Source organism: Pseudoalteromonas sp. NGC95 (assembly GCF_015864705.1).
Taxonomy (GTDB): Bacteria; Pseudomonadota; Gammaproteobacteria; order Enterobacterales; family Alteromonadaceae; genus Pseudoalteromonas; species Pseudoalteromonas arctica.
In genome coordinates, this window is the sequence record NZ_JADYWR010000003.1 from 230,338 (window position 1) to 250,023 (window position 19,686).

Annotated in this window: 10 protein-coding genes; 6 read left to right on the top strand and 4 right to left on the bottom strand. The window is 38.8% G+C overall.

What is annotated here, in order from left to right; translation table 11 throughout:
• Positions 1 to 343 precede the first annotated feature (343 nt).
• From hflK to I6E70_RS04845, 4 genes are all read left to right on the top strand, one after another.
• Positions 344 to 1,285 (top strand): FtsH protease activity modulator HflK, encoded by a 942-nt coding sequence (hflK, locus tag I6E70_RS04830; protein WP_002962612.1) that lies wholly within the window; start codon positions 344 to 346, stop codon positions 1,283 to 1,285.
• Complete coding sequence (gene hflC, locus I6E70_RS04835) at positions 1,282 to 2,265, top strand: protease modulator HflC (protein ID WP_024610336.1); 984 nt, start codon at positions 1,282 to 1,284, stop codon at positions 2,263 to 2,265. Before hflK ends, hflC begins: the two co-directional genes overlap by 4 nt.
• Positions 2,266 to 2,428: 163 nt before the next feature.
• Positions 2,429 to 2,776 carry an ATPase gene (locus I6E70_RS04840; protein WP_225305723.1) on the top strand — a complete coding sequence of 116 codons (348 nt, stop codon included), beginning with the start codon at positions 2,429 to 2,431 and terminating at the stop codon, positions 2,774 to 2,776.
• A 457-nt stretch (positions 2,777 to 3,233) separates the two neighbouring features.
• On the top strand, positions 3,234 to 5,792 hold the full coding sequence (locus I6E70_RS04845) for a putative bifunctional diguanylate cyclase/phosphodiesterase (protein WP_197188172.1): 2,559 nt from the start codon (positions 3,234 to 3,236) through the stop codon (positions 5,790 to 5,792).
• A gap of 76 nt (positions 5,793 to 5,868) precedes the next feature.
• On the opposite strand, the gene I6E70_RS04850 is transcribed toward I6E70_RS04845, so the two are convergent.
• From I6E70_RS04850 to I6E70_RS04860, 3 genes are all read right to left on the bottom strand, one after another.
• Positions 5,869 to 6,072 carry a hypothetical protein gene (locus I6E70_RS04850; protein ID WP_024590352.1) on the bottom strand — a complete coding sequence of 68 codons (204 nt, stop codon included), beginning with the start codon at positions 6,070 to 6,072 and terminating at the stop codon, positions 5,869 to 5,871.
• A 171-nt stretch (positions 6,073 to 6,243) separates the two neighbouring features.
• Positions 6,244 to 7,731 carry a bifunctional 2-methylcitrate dehydratase/aconitate hydratase gene (locus I6E70_RS04855; protein ID WP_197150910.1) on the bottom strand — a complete coding sequence of 496 codons (1,488 nt, stop codon included), beginning with the start codon at positions 7,729 to 7,731 and terminating at the stop codon, positions 6,244 to 6,246.
• Positions 7,732 to 7,753: 22 nt separating this feature from the next.
• Positions 7,754 to 16,582: a GH36-type glycosyl hydrolase domain-containing protein gene (locus I6E70_RS04860; protein ID WP_197188173.1), complete on the bottom strand. Its 8,829-nt coding sequence runs from the start codon at positions 16,580 to 16,582 to the stop codon at positions 7,754 to 7,756.
• Positions 16,583 to 17,230: 648 nt separating this feature from the next.
• On the opposite strand from I6E70_RS04860, the gene I6E70_RS04865 reads away from it, so the two are divergent.
• On the top strand, positions 17,231 to 17,968 hold the full coding sequence (locus I6E70_RS04865) for a Crp/Fnr family transcriptional regulator (RefSeq protein ID WP_024590349.1): 738 nt from the start codon (positions 17,231 to 17,233) through the stop codon (positions 17,966 to 17,968).
• 140 nt (positions 17,969 to 18,108) lie between these two features.
• Here I6E70_RS04865 and I6E70_RS04870 read toward each other — a convergent pair whose 3' ends face one another.
• Positions 18,109 to 18,300 carry a DUF2934 domain-containing protein gene (locus tag I6E70_RS04870; RefSeq protein ID WP_010552595.1) on the bottom strand — a complete coding sequence of 64 codons (192 nt, stop codon included), beginning with the start codon at positions 18,298 to 18,300 and terminating at the stop codon, positions 18,109 to 18,111.
• Between the two features lie 540 nt (positions 18,301 to 18,840).
• Between I6E70_RS04870 and I6E70_RS04875 the strand changes: the two genes are divergently transcribed.
• Entirely contained in the window at positions 18,841 to 19,566 is a 726-nt protein-coding gene (locus I6E70_RS04875) for an HAD family hydrolase (RefSeq protein WP_197188174.1), read from the top strand.
• The last annotated feature ends 120 nt before the right edge of the window (positions 19,567 to 19,686 follow it).

The following is a 19,686-nucleotide window of genomic DNA, read 5'->3' on the forward strand; positions in this document are numbered from 1 at the left end:
TTTGGCTTTAAATTAATCTATAAGTGCATGAATTTAAATTTTAAAACTATTCCTTAAAGCATTACCCCTAAATTATTACCCTTAAATTATACAGAGGAAGTTATCACCTAGATTGCGAAGCACGCTAGCGCTTATGACAATCTAAAGTAGTAATAAGGCTCCATATTTTTGGTTTCTTAAAAAGGAGAATATTATTTCTACACAAAACGAAAATAATCCAAATTCTAAAAGTAAAAGCGGTCCGCCAGATATCGATAAAGTGATGAGTGGTGCGCTGCAAAAGTATAAGAAGTTGCTGAGTGGAAAATTTAGCACTAGTTTAACCATAGTACTGTTTTTGGGATTGATTGCTACAGGCTATAGCGCAGTCTATACCGTTCCCAGTGATTCAGTTGCTTTGGTATTAAGGTTTGGTAAGTTTCAAGAAATTCTGCCTGCGGGCTTACATGTAAAAATCCCATTAGGTGTTGATCACGTCACAATAGTGCCTACTAAGCGGCAACTAAAGCAGGAATTTGGTTTTTCGACTCCTGGAGCCTCCGACCCAGATCAAAATATTAATCCTGAAAATAATATTCGCTCATTTGCGCCAAAAATTTCACCTGCAACAAATCAACGCGAAGAAACCCAAATGGTAACTGGCGATTTAAACACTGCGCTGATTGAATGGGTAATTCAATATCGGATAGCCGATCCCCAAAAGTACTTATTTGAGGTGCGCGACCCGGCAGGCACTTTACGATATGTGTCTGAATCAGTTATGCGTGAAGTTGTAGGCGATAGAACTGTAGATGAAGTAATTACCATTGGCAGGCAAGGGATTGAAATTGAGGCATTACAAAAAATGCAGGCATTGGCAACCAAATATGTAATGGGGATTAGTATTGATCAGGTTCAGCTAAAAAATATTAATCCACCCGTACCAGTACAAGGGTCGTTCAATGAAGTTAATCAGGCTCAACAAGAAAAAGAAAAGTTGATTAACGAAGCGCGTCGCGAATATAACCGCGTTATTCCGCTTGCTGAGGGGGAGCGCGACCAACGAATAAGAGAGGCTGACGGTTATCGCCTTAAGCGAGTTAATGAAGCTGAAGGCGATGCTCTGCGTTTTAATGCGCTGTTTGCACAGTACCAACTGGCACCTGAGGTAACACGCAGACGAATATATATAGAAACAATGACTGATGTTATGCCAACGATAAAAAATAAAATTATTATCGATAGCGAAGCACGCGGTGTATTACCTTTACTCAATTTAACTTCACTAAAAGGACAGCAGCCATGAAATCTTATTTAATCGTTGGCGGCAGTATTTTAGCTGCACTTGTAGGGGTTACTTTATATAGCGCTTTATATACGGTTAACGAAGTAGAGCAGGTTGTTATTACTCAGTTTGGTAAACCGGTTGGTGAGCCAATTAGAGAGGCGGGTATTCAACTCAAAATGCCATTTGTTCAGCAAGTTAATTTTATTGATAAGCGCGTGCTGGAATGGGAAGGAACACCTTCTGATATGCCGACCAAAGATAAGCTTTATATTTCTGTAAGTCTTTACGCGCGGTGGCAGGTTACCGATCCGTTGCAGTATTTTTTACGCTTAGGTGATGAGCGAAGCGCACAGTCTAGACTCGATGATATTTTTGGTAGTGAAACGCGTAATGCAGTAGCCACACATGAATTAATCGAAATTATTCGTACAACGAAAGATCGCCAACCTTTGCGTGACTCGTCACTCACCGAGGCTGAAAAAGAGCAGAATATTGGTAGTTTAGTGCCTATAAGCATGGGACGTTTAGTTGTCGAGCAAGATATATTTAATGCCGCAGCAAAAAAAGTAAAAGTATTTGGTATTGAGCTTATGGATATTCGCTTTAAACGTATTAATTATAATGAAAGTGTACGCCCTAAAATCTATGAACGTATGATTAGCGAACGTCGTCAAATAGCAGAACGCTTTTTGTCAGAAGGAAAAGGCGAAGCTGCCAGAATACAAGGTAACAGAGAGCGAGACTTAGATAAAATTCAATCTGAAGCCTACCGAGCAGTAACAGAAATTAGAGGTAAAGCTGATGCTAAAGCAGCCGCTATTTACGCCTCAGCCTATAACAAAAATGATCAAGCTGTCGCATTTTATGCATTTACCCGTTCGTTGCAGGCGCTTGAACTCGCCCTTAGCCAAAACACAACATTGGTTTTATCGACCGACAGTGAGCTATTTCAGTATTTACAACACACTCAGGCGAGTGAGCCTAATCCTAAAAATTAGCATGCTTCATATTTAAATATTGTATAGATATCATCAAACTTAGGAGCAATAAATGCAAATTGAAACAATTAGAGATGTACTCAATTGGACCGTTTTATTTCACAAAAACTTAAAAGATAGCCTAAACCAGAGCTCTAAACAAAATAAGGATGAGGGAGCACGAATGATGCTTCGCTATCTATCTGAGCATGAGGAGAGTTTAGAGAATATTGTACAAGGATTTGAAAATACGGCAGACGAAAAAGCGCTAAACACCTGGTGTTTTGATTACATCGAAAAGCACTCAATTATTGAGCGCGTTGATTGCAACTCACTCTTTGAAGAGCTAGATATCTCGGACATTATGGAGAAAATAGTAAACCATCATGAACAAGTTATTGAGTTATACATTCATATATATTCTCGTGTAGATATCGAAAGCGCAAAAACGTTGCTTGATACAATAAAAGATATTGAAGAAAATGAGATAAAAAGAATTGTGCAATCGGCTAACCGATTTTCAGATATGTAATCGACTGATTGAACTGGCAATATTAGTGTATTACTAAGGTGTCAGTTCAATCAAATGTATGTGATATCCATTTATATCAAGGATCTTTTCTTTTAATCGAGTTAAGTAAAATGATTTGGTGTGCTCAATATATCCGGACAGTCAATCCTAGTTTATTCAGTTATACCAATCTGCTTATATACGGGGTCTATTTAGCAACGTTATAGAGTGATTTAATTTGTTTTAATTGCTCAAATATTTATGCAGGTTGGTATTAAAATGAGAAGCAGATGATATGGCATGACTATGAATCTACTTATTTTTCATTAGATTATTCCCTTAATTTAATATCTAGTTATAAAGGCTGTATCTTTTTACTTAATACAATACAAAACAATTAAATTTGACTGTACTAATACGGTAGTTGCTTTACAGTTTAAGATCTTGGCGACTCAAATTAGAAGGTTACAACAGACTCATGCGGTTATCTCTAACTCAATCAGCAGCAAGTATTTTATATTTAGGCTTTATTCAGTTTTTTGTTGTTGTAGTAATTTTGGGTGGGTTGGAGAGTCTTTTACTTGAAGCACCTCTGATGCCTATAATTTCTATTAGTACCGCTTTAATATCGCTAGTTTTAGGCTCAATCTTAACTTTATTATTTAATTTTAAATTTACAAAAAAAGTTAAATATGTGACTCCTGTATTTGGTATTTTAGGGTGTGCTTTTTTCTTAAATTTTCAATTGAGCTTATGGGGAGTCGTTGACGAAAAGTTTTTTTTAATTAGTGATAATCCATTTATTACTGCTTTAAATGCCGTTATGGTTTTTTCTTTTTTCTCAGCGCTCATTATTAAAATTTTATGTTCTGCAACGATAACTAAAGGGGCTAAGTTTACCAAAGCAGTCATGTTTTTAGTTATCTTTACGGGTGTGTCTTTATGGTACGCTAGTGCAGTAAAAACAGTGAGTAGTGAAGAAGAAAAAGCACGAGAAAAAATAAGCTTAGTGGGGACAATGCTTAATAAAAATCTTGATGAGCATAAAAAGTCATTATCTCGGATTAAGTCGAGATTAGAGAAAGTGAGTTATGATAATTTTTTAAAGCTTGCCGCTGTTGATATGAAAAATTATGCGAGAGATTATAAAATCATCAAAGGGATGCTTATTTTTGATGAAAATCTTACGTTAGTTGAAGGTGACATATTTTCTAAGCAATTTATTTCCAGTGGATTTTTATCAAGTGATTCTGTAGTGAACTGGTTAAATACAACTACGGATGAAGTTAGATTTGCAGCTAATTCATTAACGTTGAAAACGAGTACGCCGACTATTATGTTTTCGATACCTATAAATTCAGTTACTGGCAGTAAGTATCAAGTTTTAGCTTTACTAGACATGAATTTATTAATTGAGAACAGATACATAGATTATCTAAATACGTTTGATGTATTTATTGAATTGACGCCTCAAGTTTACTTTTCTGTTAATGCTAAAAAGCAAAACGTATACGATTTAAATATACTATTGAGTTTATACAGTGACTATATTGTAGAAAAAGTCGATGTAATGGGCATTTTAAATCACAATATATATAGTTTTATTAATAACTACTCCGCATTAAAAGAAAGGGCAAAAGTCGAACAAATTATAATTTGGCTTACTTTCATCTTTATTTATATTTTTATACTTGCTTCAGACTCTTCATACCTACTAAAACAACAATCAAAAAAGCTGTTTAAAATGGCTAAATATGATGAATTAACAGGGCTAATTCGCCGAGATGCGCTAGATGATGAAATAAACGCTAAACAGTCTAAGCAGGCCAAAGCGTTAAACTCACCGTGTGCAATGGTTTTTATAAACCTAGATGGCTTTAGTTCTATAAATAATAGTTTAGGGCATGCCATAGGTGATAAAGTTCTTAAGTTAGTTGCAAGAAGACTTAAAAATAACGCGCTGACAACCGACTCAATAGCACGCTTTGGTAATGATGAGTTTATTCTTTATTACAGCAATATAAGTAAAGATAAACTAAGAGAAGAAATATCAGTATTAATAAGCTCTTTAGCAAACGTTTATTATTTAGAGGACGTTGATATTTATCTTACAGCTAGCGCTGGTATATCGATGTCTAAAGAAAGAGTAGGAAATTCAAAAGTACTATTACAGCATGCAGATATTGCTATGGACAGTGCGAAAACCCTTGGAGGGAATCAGCTTTGTTTTTATCATAAGCTAATGGATGATAAGCATAAAGAAATAGTCCACATTAGAGGAGAGCTTCAAAAAGCGCTTAAAGATGGTGACTTAGAAGTGTATTACCAACCAATCCATAGTTTATCTGATAACAAAGTGATTAGTGTTGAGAGTTTGGTGCGATGGAAAAGTAATGGTGCGTATATTTCCCCGGCTATTTTTATACCTATAGCAGAGCAAACGGGGCAAATATTAGAAGTTGGCAAACAAGTACTAGCACAGGTACTTAAAGATATGAGTAATACTGCGCAGTTAAAAAATATTACTGTGGCTGTTAATTTTTCACCCCAGCAATTACAGCTGCAAGGGTTTGTTGCAAATATTTGCCAATTAGTCTCTGATAAATGTATAGAGCCACATCGGCTCACCGTTGAAGTGACTGAAACAGTCATGTCAGAAAAAGGGGTTATCGAAGGCGTTCTTAGAAAGCTGATGGCTAAGGGCTTTAACGTTGCGATTGATGACTTTGGCGCTGGATATTCTAGCCTTTCTTACTTGTCGAGGCAGCCTGCTAATATTATAAAAATAGATCGGGAGTTCACGATTGGTGCTGAGCATGAGGGCCAAGAACGCGCTTTATTAGAAGGTATCATCAAGATTTGTACAGAGCTTAAAAAAATAGTGGTCATTGAAGGTGTTGAAAATGCTGAGCTGATCGCCTATTTATCTCAATTCAGCAGTATAAGGGTTCAAGGCTATTATTTTTCCAAACCAATACCTTTAAATAATCTTATTGATTATATTAATAGCCTAAATAAAACAAGTCATCATAAGTAAAACGAGAACAATCAATTATTACCTTACAACATGGATTAACTCGCCAGCTATGGAGTAATAACATAGCCACGAGCGTCTATTTTTTTACGGGGATATCATTTAATAGCTTTATGATAGCGCTGTTATTACCGAGTTTAGCTAAGTCTAACAGGTAGCTTTTTTCTAGCTCTTGCATTGACTGATCTGCTAATAATTCTTTTACCGATTGTTCTTCCCCATTTGCTATTGAAGTTTCTAAGGCTGCAAAGTTTGCAATTGAGTGTTTAATTTCATTAGTCATAATAAGTCCCGTTTGCTGTGTTTTGTTAAAGCTTCGTTTTAAAAAATATTTATATAAAACAATTGTATATTATAAGCTCGCTTTGTTAGTGAGCTATTTTATTACCTAAAAATAGCTCACTTAATTAAGCGAATTGGTATTACAGTATCACCGTACATACTGCAATTTAACTTATTGAATAACAAATAAGTCCATAAAGCTGTTTACTGGCGTATTTTCAAGCTTGGCTTGATCTTTACAAAGGGTAAATATGGTTTGGCATTGTTGGGTTGCAAGGCGTGTTGCTAAATTAGATTTGAATTTAAGCTCTAATAATGGAATGCCTTCCTCACGACGACGGCGATGACCCAAAGGGTACTGAACAACCACTTCTTCTGTTTTACTACCATCGTTAAAGAAAACTTGAATTGCATTGGCAATAGAGCGTTTGTCCGCCTCTAAGTATTCAGCTGTAAAGCGTTTATCTTCTAACACCTCCATTTTGTCGCGTAGTTTATCGATGATAGGGTGCGTGTTGTGAAAGTCGTCCTCATAATGTTCGCTAGTTAAGTTCCCAAATGCCAAGGGAACGGCAATCATATATTGTAAGCAATGGTCGCGGTCAGCTGCGTTGGCAAGCGGTCCTGTTTTAGAAATAATGCGTATGGCTGACTCGTGGGTGCGGATCATTATTTTCTCAATATCGTCTAAACGCGACTTTACTTGAGGGTGCAAAATAACGGAGGCTTCTGCTGCTGTTTGCGCATGAAACTCTGCTGGAAAAGAAATTTTAAACAAAATGTTTTCCATTACATATGAACCGTAACCTTGGGAGAACGAAAACGTGCGCTGCGCTTCAGGCTTTAGTGCTTGGTCTTTATTAGTTTTGGAGAAAGAGACATCATAAAACCCCCATTGCGCAGCTGTTAATGCACTGGGTATACCCATTTCACCGCGCATTGCCATATCAGCTAAATAAACTGCTCTGGAAGTTGCATCGCCCGCAGCCCAAGATTTACGAGACCCAGTGTTTGGCGCATGACGATAAGTACGCAGTGCAGAACCATCAACCCATGCTTGAGATATGGCTGCCATTATTTGCTCTCTACTGCCCCCCATCATTTTTGTGACAACAGCCGTTGAGGCTACACGCACCAATAATACATGGCATAAGCCAACACGATTAAAAGAATTTTCTAATGCGATAACGCCTTGAATTTCATGCGCCATAATCATGGCTTCAAGTACGTCTCGCATAGTCAGGGGAGGCTGTGAATTTGCGATTCTGACTTGAGACAAGTGATCGGCTACAGCTAAAATAGCACCTAAGTTATCAGAAGGGTGCCCCCATTCAGCAGCTAACCACGTATCGTTGTAATCGAGCCAGCGGATGGTACAACCAATGTCCCACGCTGCTTTAACAGGGTCGAGTATGAGCGAGGTCCCAGGTACTCGTGCGCCATTAGGAACAATGGTCCCTTTGACAATTGGACCAAGAAGTTTGGTACATTGTGAAAACTTTAAAGCGAGCAGTCCACAGCCTAAGGTATCCATTAAACAATTACGTGCAGTGTTTAGTGCTTCTGCGCTTGATACTTCAAACGTTAATACATAATCAGCGATATCCTGGATAACACTGTCGTAATCTGGGCGAGTGTTATTATCTGTATTACTACTCATTTTGTATCCTTAATTCGTTTGTTTATATTTTACTTGGTTTCAATTTATTAGAAGTCATTGAGTAAACGCTTAGGTGAACTTCATGCTTTTGCTTATCGTTTTCAAGTGGAATATAAGTTGATTCAAGCGCTATACCGTCAAGTATTAGCTCACTTTTATTATGTTTTTTATCCCCTATAATTTGCTCAATTGTAATATGGTAATAGGTGCTCTCGAAGCGATAGTCGATTGAGTAGGTGCTCCAATCCTCTGGAATACACGGTGAAATGGTTAGCTTATTTCCTGTTCGTGTTACACCTAATAAAGATTCTATTATTAGTCGGTATAACCAACCCGCAGATCCGGTATACCACGTCCAACCGCCTCGTCCAATATGCGGAGCAACGGCATAAACATCGGCGGCTACGACATAAGGTTCGCCTTTATAGGTTTCAACTTGTTCGGCGTTTTTAGCATGATTTAATGGATTGATTATATTCATCAATTCCCAGGCTCTTTTTTTGTCGCCTTGTTGAGCAAATGCCATGCTTGCCCAAATAGCGGCATGCGTATACTGCCCGCCATTTTCGCGCACGCCCGGGACGTAACCTTTTATATAACCAGGGTTCATTTTTGATTTATCAAAAGGCGGATTGAGTAATTGGATTAATTTATCATCGCTATTGACCAAATGCTGATACAAAGACGACATTGCTTGCGTAGAGCGCTCATTATTAGCTGCACCAGAGAGCACTGACCAACTTTGCGCTATTGAGTCAATAGTGCACTCTGGGCTTTGTGATGAGCCCAGCGCGGTTCCGTCGTCAAACCATGCGCGACGATACCAAGCTCCGTCCCATGCGTGTTTAGCTAGGTTACCTTGTAGTTTTTGTGCTTCATCGTCACAACGAGTAGCAAACTCTATATCGCCATGTAATGCAGCAATAGGTGAAAATTCTTGTAGTATTTTATATAAAAAGAACCCCAGCCAAACGCTTTCGCCTTTGCCGTGTATTCCAACAAGGCTCATACCGTCATTCCAATCTCCTGAGCCCATTAACGGTAAACCTTTTTCTCCAAAGTGTAAACCATGCTCAATTGCCAACACGCAATGCTGGTAAAGGCTCGACCTTGCTGCACTCACAGAGGGTAAGTCGTAATAGGATTCTTCGTCGTCTTTAAGGGGGCGACCTTCAATAAAGGGCATTAGCTCATCTAAAATAGTTATGTCATCAGTGCCTTTAATGTAACGACACGTAGCTAATGGTAGCCATAAATAATCGTCTGAACAGCGTGTTCTTACACCGCGCCCTGATGGTGGGTGCCACCAATGTTGCACATCACCTTCGCTATACTGACGTGTGGCGCAGTACAGTATGTGCTCCCTTAGTAATGCAGGCGAAGCATGTATTAATGCCATGGCATCTTGTAACTGATCGCGAAAGCCAAACGCGCCACCACTTTGATAAAACCCACTGCGAGCCCAAAAGCGACATGCTAAAGTTTGGTACACAAGCCAGCCATTTGCTAATACATTCAATGCAGGGTCGGGGGTATTAACCTGGACACTGCCCAGTGTTTGCTGCCAAAAATCAGTGACTTTTTCGAGTGCAATGCGTGCTGTACCGGGTTTTCTGAGTTTTAAAGCAAGGGTACTTGCTTGCTCTTTATTTTGCGCAGCACCGAGCCTAAAAATAATTGTGCGCTCTTGTTCACTTTGCAGTTCAAAAGGGACTTGAATTGCACCGCACGGATCGAGTGCCGCTCCTAAGTTGCCAGATAAATGAGTACGAGTCATTGCCTGGGGGTCGTGTAATGTTTTATTGCGACCAATAAACTCGCTACGGTCTCCTGTTAGTGTTCGTGACATATCATCAACGTCAAAAAAAGCAACTCTGCCACCAAACTCTGAGTTATAGGCATTAGAGGCAACCAATGCACCGCTCTTAGCATCAATTTCTGTTACAAGGTGTAGCGCTGTTTTAGAACGAAGATCGCCAAGTACCCATTCAACATAACCTGTTGCACTTAGGCGCCTGGTAGTTAATGAGTTGTTTTTAATTTTTAATACCGAGTATTTTACGGCGTCGAGTGTATCTACATACACACAAAGAGAGGATTCGATGCCGGTTTCACTGTGCTCAAAGGTACTATAACCAAAGCCATGGCGGGTTATATAGGGATTAGCCCCACGTTTTGGCATCGCACAAGGTGACCAAAATTTACCTGTATCTTCATCACGTAAATAAAAGGCTTCGCCACCAGATGAGCCTGTAGTGTCTGCACTCCACGGCGTTAAACGAAACTCATGGGCGTTTTCGCTCCACGTATAAGCAAAACCATTTTCGTCAATAACGCTGCCAAAATGTGCGTTTGCTAGCACATTAACCCAAGGCAGAGGGGTTTTATTCGCTTCGGTGGTGGTAATAATATATTCGCGACCATCTTCACTAAACCCACCCAGTCCATTATTTAAAAGTAAGTTTTCTTGAGTATTGCCAAGCGCTTGATTGATTTTGGGATGTAATGCTTGAGTTGGGATTAATCCCTTTACGTTTTTCTCTGCAAGCGTTCGACGGTTTACTTGCTCTGCCAATGTGCCACTTTGATCAATAATAATCCGCGAAACGGCTTGTAACAGTATGCGGTCTTCATTCGAAATTTGTTCTGCTGAGCGAACGAATATCCCGCCAGGGCGATCAATATAATGAGACTCAGTGCCCGTTGCGATTAGCCCCATAATTTGGTCTTGCAAACCTTGTCGGTAACCAACTTGCTCTTCATTCCAAATGACTAAATCAGCGACAAGCCCTTTTAAGCGCCAATATGCATGGCATTGAATAAGTTGGCGGGCAATTTCAATATTATTACCGCTGGCTACTTTTAATAATATGATAGGTAAGTCGCCAGAAATTGAGTAGCCCCATAGTCCAGATTGTCCTCGACGATTTTGTATTAATACAGATGCGTTAGCCCGAAGAGTTGCATTGGCATACAAAATATACCCAGCCAGCTGCCGGTAGAGTTGAGCATCTGCTTCATTGGCGTTAATTTGGCGTAAGGTCACATCGCTATGAGTCCATGCTAAATCAAGTGCTCGATCGGTAATGTGATGATCTTGATATTTAGCAATTAACGCAAGGCAAGCCTGTCTACTTTGTGCCATACCCGTTATTACATCGAGTGTTACTACACTGCCAGCAAGTAAAGCCACAGGAGCACGAATAGCAACAATAGGATCAAGCACTGACCCTTGTTTAGCGTCAAGTTCGCCCATTTCTAGCATTGCTTGTGGTGAAACCAAAGAGCGACCTCTACCAATAAATTGCATGCGATCAGTTGTACAAGACAGGGTTCCGACTTTTGTTGTACTGCTATTGACGCGTGTTGAAAGTAAATGAAACATCCAAGGTGTTTTTTCATCAGCAGAGCGTGCACGACGAGTGCATAAAATGGCATTGCCACTTGGAAGTATTTCAGTTTGTACAAACAAATTACTAAATGACGGTTGCATAAGGTCGGCTGCAGGGTTTGCCATTACAACTTCTGCATAAGTGGTTATATCAATTGTACGGGTATCGGGTGAGTGATTACTTAAGCGTATACGACGAAGTTCAATATCGTCCTCCGGAGAGACAACGATTTCAGTGTAAGTTTCTATATGCTGATCGCTTCGGCGAAACTCAGCGCGACCTTCAGAAAATGATGCGCTATACGACTGGGCTGGTTTTAGCGTTGGCTGGTGGGCTGCCGACCAAAAGTCGCCTGTGGCTGTGTCTCTAACGTAGACAAATGTTCCCCAATTGTCGCAAGTAGGATCCTCACGCCACCGTGTAACGGCTAAGTCGGTCCAGCGGCTGTAGCCACCTCCTGCATTTGTAAGCATTACATGGTAACGACCATTTGAAAGTAGCTGTACTTGGGGTGTTGGGGTAATGGCTGGAATAGGTGGATTAACCTTTATTTTTGCATGTTCAAATAACGCTCCGCTCTCTGCGTATTGGTCTATATGAGGTTGGAATATAGATGTTTTAGGCACGCGCTCTTGTAGTAATAGCAAAGCTGATTGCAGTAAAGGGTCTGATTCAAAGCGTTTTTGCATAGGCTGGTCAAGTAAATGATATGCCAATGCAAGTAAGCTCATACCTTGATGGTGAGCCATAAAGGAGCGAATGACTGCGCTTTTTTGATCTCTGGATAAACGGGCAGGGGTGTAATCTATTGCCTCATACAATCCGTAATGTCCCTCAAGTCCACTATCAGCTAACAGTTGAAGATTTTCGCACGCGGCTTGTGGGTTAACCATTAATGCCAATGCAGACGCGTAGGGAGCGATGACGAGGTCTTCTGATAAGCCTCGTTTTAGCCCTAAACCCGGTACGCCAAAGGCATGATATTGAAAATTAAGAGAAGCATCTACCGTATTGTATGCCGACTCAGATATGCCCCACGGTACGTTTTGTCTTTTTCCATAATCAATTTGTCGGGTAACCGCTGCACGGCAAGTCTGTTCAAGCAATGTACCGTCGTAGCTAGGCATAACTAACATGGGCATAAGGTACTCAAACATAGAGCCACTCCACGACACCAGCACCGGCTCGGCGCCAGCGCTGGTTAGTAGGCGACTTAGAGCGAACCAGGTTTGCTGTGGCAATTTACCTTGTGCTATAGCAATAAAACTGGCTAAACGTGCTTCAGATGCCAGTAAATCGTAAAAACTGGTGTCACGTCGATGCTCATCTACGTTATAACCAATAGCCAATAAATGGCGAGACTCATCATATAAAAATGCATATTCCATTTGTGCAAATTCAATCGCTCTGTTGGCTAATTTGTCACATTGCGAAATGCAATCTTTGGCAAGCTGTGTACTGGCTAAAGTATGAATACGTAATGAAGAAAGCCACTGAGTTTCGTCGGATGGTAATACCGATGATAAAAGCGCATCAATTGCGTTAATAGTGTCGGGGCAACGTTTAACTAATTGCTGCATTGTCAAAATATTAGAATCAAGAAATTGCAGTTTTAAGCTAACTGGCGGATTAGTTAGTTTGAGCCATGGCGAAAATAAATAGAGTTCGTTTAGGGTACGCTGGCATTGCCTTTGTAAGTCTTGAGTCCATACTTTATGCTCTTGCGACTTTGTATCTAAATCATTAGTAGCGTCTTGCTTTATATTCTCTAACAATATTCGCGCATTATTATTGAGTGTAATTAAGTGCTGTTCAACGTCATATAGATTTGTAGGCGCAGTGATACGAACAGCGTTAAGTATTGAGCTCATGGCATTAATAGCGGTATCGATAATATTGTTTTTATTTTGCGCTGAGTCTAATTGCAATGTTTTAAACAAGTTTGCCACAATAGCCAAAGTGATACTTATGCCTTCAAACATTTGTGGGTGAACAATAGGTTTAGAAGGGAGTTCTTTTAATGCTATTTGTAAAGTTAAAAGGTGACCGGCTAAGTTACCGCTATCTACTGATGAAATATAGCGCGGTGGCAAAGGTTGCAATGTTTGTGTGTCGTACCAGTTATAAAAATGCCCTTCGTGACGCTCGAGTTTATCGAGGGTATTAAAGCAATCTTGCGTGCGTTGAATTAAATCACTTTGTACAATAAAACCAAAATCATAGGCGCTAACGTTAGCCAGTAAAGACAGACCAATATTAGTAGGCGATGTACGGTGCGCAATAACAGGACCGGCTTCCTCTTGATAGTTATCGGGAATTAACCAATGATCGTCTGCAGTGTTAAAGTGGTCGAAAAAAGCCCATGTTTTACGGGCAATAGTTTGTAAAAATAATTGTTGCTTGTCGCTCAGTGGCGCTAAATTATCGAGTTTAGGCTCACTAAACCACCATGTTATAGCCGGTGATAAAAGCCATAATAAAAGTAGAGGAAATACAGCTAATATATTTGTAAAAGTTAAGTGTAAAGGGGCAAAGTAAAGTAGCGAAGCGATTAAAGTAATCGCAATAAATGGCGCAGTCCACATAGTGTAATAACTATTTATTAAGGCATTTACTACATGATTAGATTTATGATCTGTGACATGCCACTCTAATAAACGACGTTGAGTAAACAGCATTCGACCCGCACTACGTAATATTGCGGTTAAGTTAAACACAGCCTCAAAAGGTAAACATGCTAAACGAAAACCGATTTGAATAAGTTGACGAACAAAGCACTGTAAAACATCATGCAAATGATGGGACATCAGCATTTCTGCGGGTTTGCGCATCGACGAAATTAGCGCGCTCAGCAATGGCGGTAATAAATAAATAGCACTTATGGCAAGGGTCCATTTCAATGGATTAGCTGCTGTAAACCAACCTACCGTAAGTAATAAAAAGATTGCGAGTGGTTCGATACTTCGACGTAAATTATCAAGAATTTTCCAACGTGATAAAGGTGACAAAGGATTTTGACATTTATCGCTTCGAGTGTTTAAAACACGAGGAAGTAACCAGCGCACAATTTGCCAATCTCCTCTGATCCAGCGCTCACGCCGACACATATCAGTGTTGTAACGTGTAGGGTATTCTTCGTACAAGTGCACATCACTAATCAACCCCGAGCGAGCATAGCAACCTTCGAGTAAATCATGGCTGAGTATTTGGTTTTGTGGTAAACGGTTACCAAGTGTTTGTTCAAATGCATCTATATCGTATATACCTTTACCGATAAATGAGCCTTGTGAAAAGAGGTCTTGGTATACATCGGATATTGAACGCGTATATGGGTCGATACCCGGTTCTTCACCAAATAATTGCGAGTAACGAGAAGGGTTATGTCCCGATAGACTTGCTGCCATACGTGGTTGTAAAATGCCGTAGCCGCCTACAATACATTGTCTTTTTTCATCAAATCTTGGTTGATTTAAAGGGTGCGCCATGGTCGCAACTAACTGACGGGCACAATCTCGTGGAAGTTGTGTATCGGTATCTAAAGTAATGACATATTTAACTTTTTGTATAGCGTTAATATCACCGACGATAAGTTCAAATGCATGTTCTATTGGGTTTCGAAGTAGTGCGTTTAGATCTGATAATTTTCCGCGTTTACGTTCAAACCCCATCCAAATTTGCTCTTTTGGATTCCAGGTTCGTGGGCGATGCAGTAAAAAAAAGCGACTTTCTTGCTGTAAAAGAGAAGGCTCTGCATATTTGGCATTAAGGTTTTCTATACCAAGGCGTACTTGCGATAGCAACGCTTCGTCTGTGGGGAGTGTTTGTTGCTCTGCATCAGTAAAGTCGGTCAGTAGAGCAAAGTGTATATGTTGATCGCGATTACCTAAAAATCTAACTTCGAGTACTTCTAATAACTGCTCAATACCTATAGAGCTGGTAAGCATTGTAGGGATTACTACGAATGTTTTATTTTGCGCTGGCATCCCTTTTGAATAGTCCATTCTGGGTAATCGTTGTGGGTCGACTAGCAAGGTAACTATCCAGTTTACGAGTGCTGAGGCTAATTGACTTGCTCCGAATAAAGTTAAAATTATTAAAAGAATAAACTGCCAGTGAGGTATGTTATCAGGAACGACCATAGCCATAAAAGAGGCACTAATTAGGGCTGTTAAGGATATAATTGCTCCTAAATAAAGTATTAATGTTATACGCTTGGCTTGCGAAAATAACGTTTTCAAAATAGACGTTTTTACTGTTATGCGCTGCTTTAATTGCGTAAAACCTTTATCAATTAAATAGTAGCCTACATGGTTAGGCGCAAGCGTTGTGTTTGATATTGTTTGGGCTTGATCAGCCTGCTGGGCTAATTTTATTGCTTTTTTAGCTATATCGACTTCTGAAAATGAGCTTCGCTTAGCGAGTTGATCTATGATTTTTCTGTAACTATCTCGCGTGATAAAGTCCATATAACCATACACACCTTCTATATCTTGGCGCAAAATGTGTTCTACAGCGCTATGATCTTCTACAAAATCCGCCCAGTTCATCGCGGTCAACCAGCGTAAGCTACTAATGTTATTGCTAATTGAGACTTGATCAGCGGCTTGTTGCTGATTCTCTTTTTGTACTAGTTGTTCTATGGTTAAACTCGAATCAGCTAGTTGTTGTTCAATCCAAGTAAGGGGAAGTGCTAATGCCGAACCATGCCCTTGTAATAAACGAGTTAGCTCTGCTACAAAAGCGCTTTCCATAGGAGGCTTTGAGCGTGCCATGTCGGCAATAACTAAAATTAAACTATTAGGGTCTTGCTCAGCAATTTCTAACATTTGATTAGCCCACTGTTGGGCTAGATTTAGGTGCTGGCGTGCGATTATGATACGTGTACTTACGCGTTGTAGGTTTTCAATTAAGGCTAACCTTAGCATAATTGGAATGGCCCAGAGTTCACCAAGGTTAAGCGTTGTTACTGTTTGATACGCGGCTAAAAATTGCGCTAGAATTTCGCTATCTACACGTCCGTCGCCATGGGAAATTACATTTAACGCAATATCATAAACTCGCGGCATACCTAAAGAGGCACCTTGCTCTAAACGTGGCAGTTCCTGACTATAGTGCTTAGGTAAATGAAGCCGAGCGGTACGAATTTGCTCTTCAATAAGATAAAAATTATCGAGTAACCACTCACCAGAGGGCACTATAGGCTGCTTTGCTTTAACGGCAATGGTTAATAAACTATTGGCTTTAATCAGTACTTTTTCGTTTTCGTCTAGGCGCTCAAGTAGCTGATCTTGAGTGTTTTTAGCATCTAAAATATGACTTTTTGCTAGTGATTTTGCATGTTTTTCCATTTGTTCAGCACTTAAGAGCTCTGATCGAATGGGGATTTGTTCTTTTGGGGGAGCTGATTTAAGCCAAGGGAAAAATGGCGAAAGGATGTTGATAAGCTTATTTTTATTCATCGTGGTAAATACTTGAGACTAAACGTCGTAGTGAAGATATTGACGGTTAAATTTATCACTGGATTTAAAAAAAGATGTTTTAAATTATTTTGGTTATTAGAGGTGAGCAAGTAATCATTAAAAATATTCATAAAGTTTATCTTATTGTTGAATACATACATCAACATATAACAAGCTTCGTTAAGGGTCGGTTCGTCAACACACATAGTCTAATAGTAGAGTTCTATTTTGTGTTTTATAACAGTGAGTTGTCGCCATTTTATGGTGTGGATTATCTTTAAATGTCATCAACCATTATGCATATATATCAACTAAAGGCAGATAAATTTAGACTATGTGTGTTAGCGTACATATTCGCCTTGTTATATTGAGTATTTTATTATTTCAGTGAAGTACAGCTGGGAGTGTCGGCTTATATTTAAAGTGAATAAACGTATATAAAATAATAAAGGCACCTTAAAATTCTTTAATAAAAATAGAACAATTTTTATTATCAAAAAGCAACGACCTTTCATTTCTAGCGCCTAATAACTGTATAAACAAATCCGAGTTTATTATTAAAATATCCTGACTTACATACTTTCAAAGCCATTACTTTTAGGTTTTATTAGTTATAAGTTGGGCATATAAAAAGGAAATTCACATTAGATGGGTCAATTGAAGAACAAACTGCTTAATGCTTTATCTACTGACGCACAACACCGCATGTTTCCGCTTTTAAAGCGAGTCAATTTATCCCTTGGAGAAGTTATTTATGAAACAAGTGAAAAGCTCGATTACGTTTATTTTCCAATAGATAGTATTGTTTCATTATTGTATGTGATGATTGATGGCTCATCTGCTGAAATATCAGTTATCGGTAATGAAGGGGTGGTAGGTATAGCTGTATTTATGGGGGGAGAAAGCACTCCTAACCGGGCTATTGTGCAAAGTGCTGGTACTGCTTATCGCTTACCCGCTTGTGAATTACGCAGGCAATTTAATAGCGAGCCTGATATGCGTATGCTCATGTTACGTTACACGCAATCATTAATTACCCAAACAGCGCAAACCGCAGTTTGTAATCGTCATCATAGTATAGTGCAACAACTAAGCCGCTGGCTTTTACTATCGATTGACCGTTTACCGAGTAACAATTTAATAATGACTCAAGAGCTAATAGCAAATATGTTAGGCGTAAGACGTGAGGGAGTAACTGAGGCCGCTGGTAAACTACAAAAGCTGGGTATTATCACTTATAAACGTGGTCATATTAGTGTGATAGACCGACCTCAATTAGAATCTCAGTCATGCGAGTGCTATGAGGTTGTAAAAAGAGAAACAGACAGGTTGGAGTCTTATATGGAAAAAAAACCTAACGTTAGAAAACTATCCATTATCAGTTAATATATTTTGGTATCTAATAAGTTTATTTACATAAAAATAAAATCCGGTAATAGCTTCAAAACAGCCCAGCAAGTTGCTCATTGAGCCTGGGCTTTAAAATTTGTGTATGTTCTGCTGTTAGTGGGCTTTTTACATTTAACCTACTTTGGTAGTTGTCCGTCTACTTCCTTTTCAGCCTCAAGCCAATCATTTAAGTGATTGTCACCGGTAAAGTCACGATCACTAGCTAATGAGTAAGCTTTAGCTTCAATCATGTCATGTCGGCTGAGACCTTCTTTATTCAAATTAGATTTAGTTTTTGATACTGAATTACTTGAGATGTTATTACTCATGTGATTATTCCTAAAATATTACTCGATAAAATAAAAAACTTAATACCAAATTAAAACATTGAGTGTAGTTACATTATTCTCAATCTTAAGTGGAATGTAAGCTCGATTTATCATAGTAATACCAATGTGCAATAATACTTGATCAATTTGAGGGCTTAAACCTGACGCTAACTGTGTTAAAAATTTCTGAAAAAGAACAACTAAATAACGAAATTTTTGCCTTGTTATCGACACGGTTTTCTTACCTCAAAATAGCTCACTTAATTAAGCAGATTGGTATAAAAGCAGTACTACGTATAGCTTAAAAGACTATTCTACAATTTGTATGACCGCTTTATCGTAATGGCTTTGTAATTTTGAGTCTGTGCCACAGCGAACATAAATTACCCATTATCTGTATTTATAGTAATTTTGAGAAGGTAACGAGGGTTGAATATATGAGCTTTAATAATCATTGTTTGGCGCGATACCGTACAGAGTCAATATTAATAAACTCATATAATAAAATATAAAGTACTTAAATTATTTTAAGGACAGCGCGTGCAAACAGTTCCCGATATCGTATTTTTACTGGATGTTGATAATACATTGCTCGATAGCGATACTATTTTAAGCCATTTGAAAGATTTTTTAGAAGGTGAATTTGGTTGTGAAAATAGTGACCATTACTGGTCTATTTTTGAAAAACTTCGTAAAGAACTCGGTTATGCCGACTATTTGGGCGCACTACAGTGTTATCGAATGGAACATTCTGATGATCCGAGATTGCATCTGATTTCTTCTTTTTTAATTAATTATCCATATAAAGAAAGGCTTTATCCTAACGCACTTGCTGTGATTGAACATTTACAACAATTTGGCCCCACCGTTATTTTGTCTGATGGCGATATTGTATTACAACCACTTAGAATTTTACGCTCCGGTTTATGGGATGCAGTGGAGGGAAGGGTGTTGATATATGTTCACAAAGAGCAAATGCTTGCAGCAATAAAAGAGCAGTACCCCGCTAAACATTATGTAATGGTAGATGATAAGTTACGTATTTTAGCTGCTATGAAAGCGCAGTGGAAAGATGATTTAACAACTATATTTCCACGTCAAGGACATTATGCCCACGATATTAAGCAGCTACTGACCTATCGAAAGGCGGATACGAGTATTGATAGTATAAGTGATTTACTCAACTACGGTTTTTCTTATAAAGTGGATTTAATTGAATACAATTTAAATTCAAATAAAAAATTGTTTTATATTGATGTGTATTGATCTTATTTTATTTGAATTTTACCTGATTTTTACAAGTAACATTTGGAGGAAATATTTTTAAGTATAAAAGCAAATATCGTCCTTGAATATTTGCTTGGTAAGAGTGTTATAAAAGGCAGA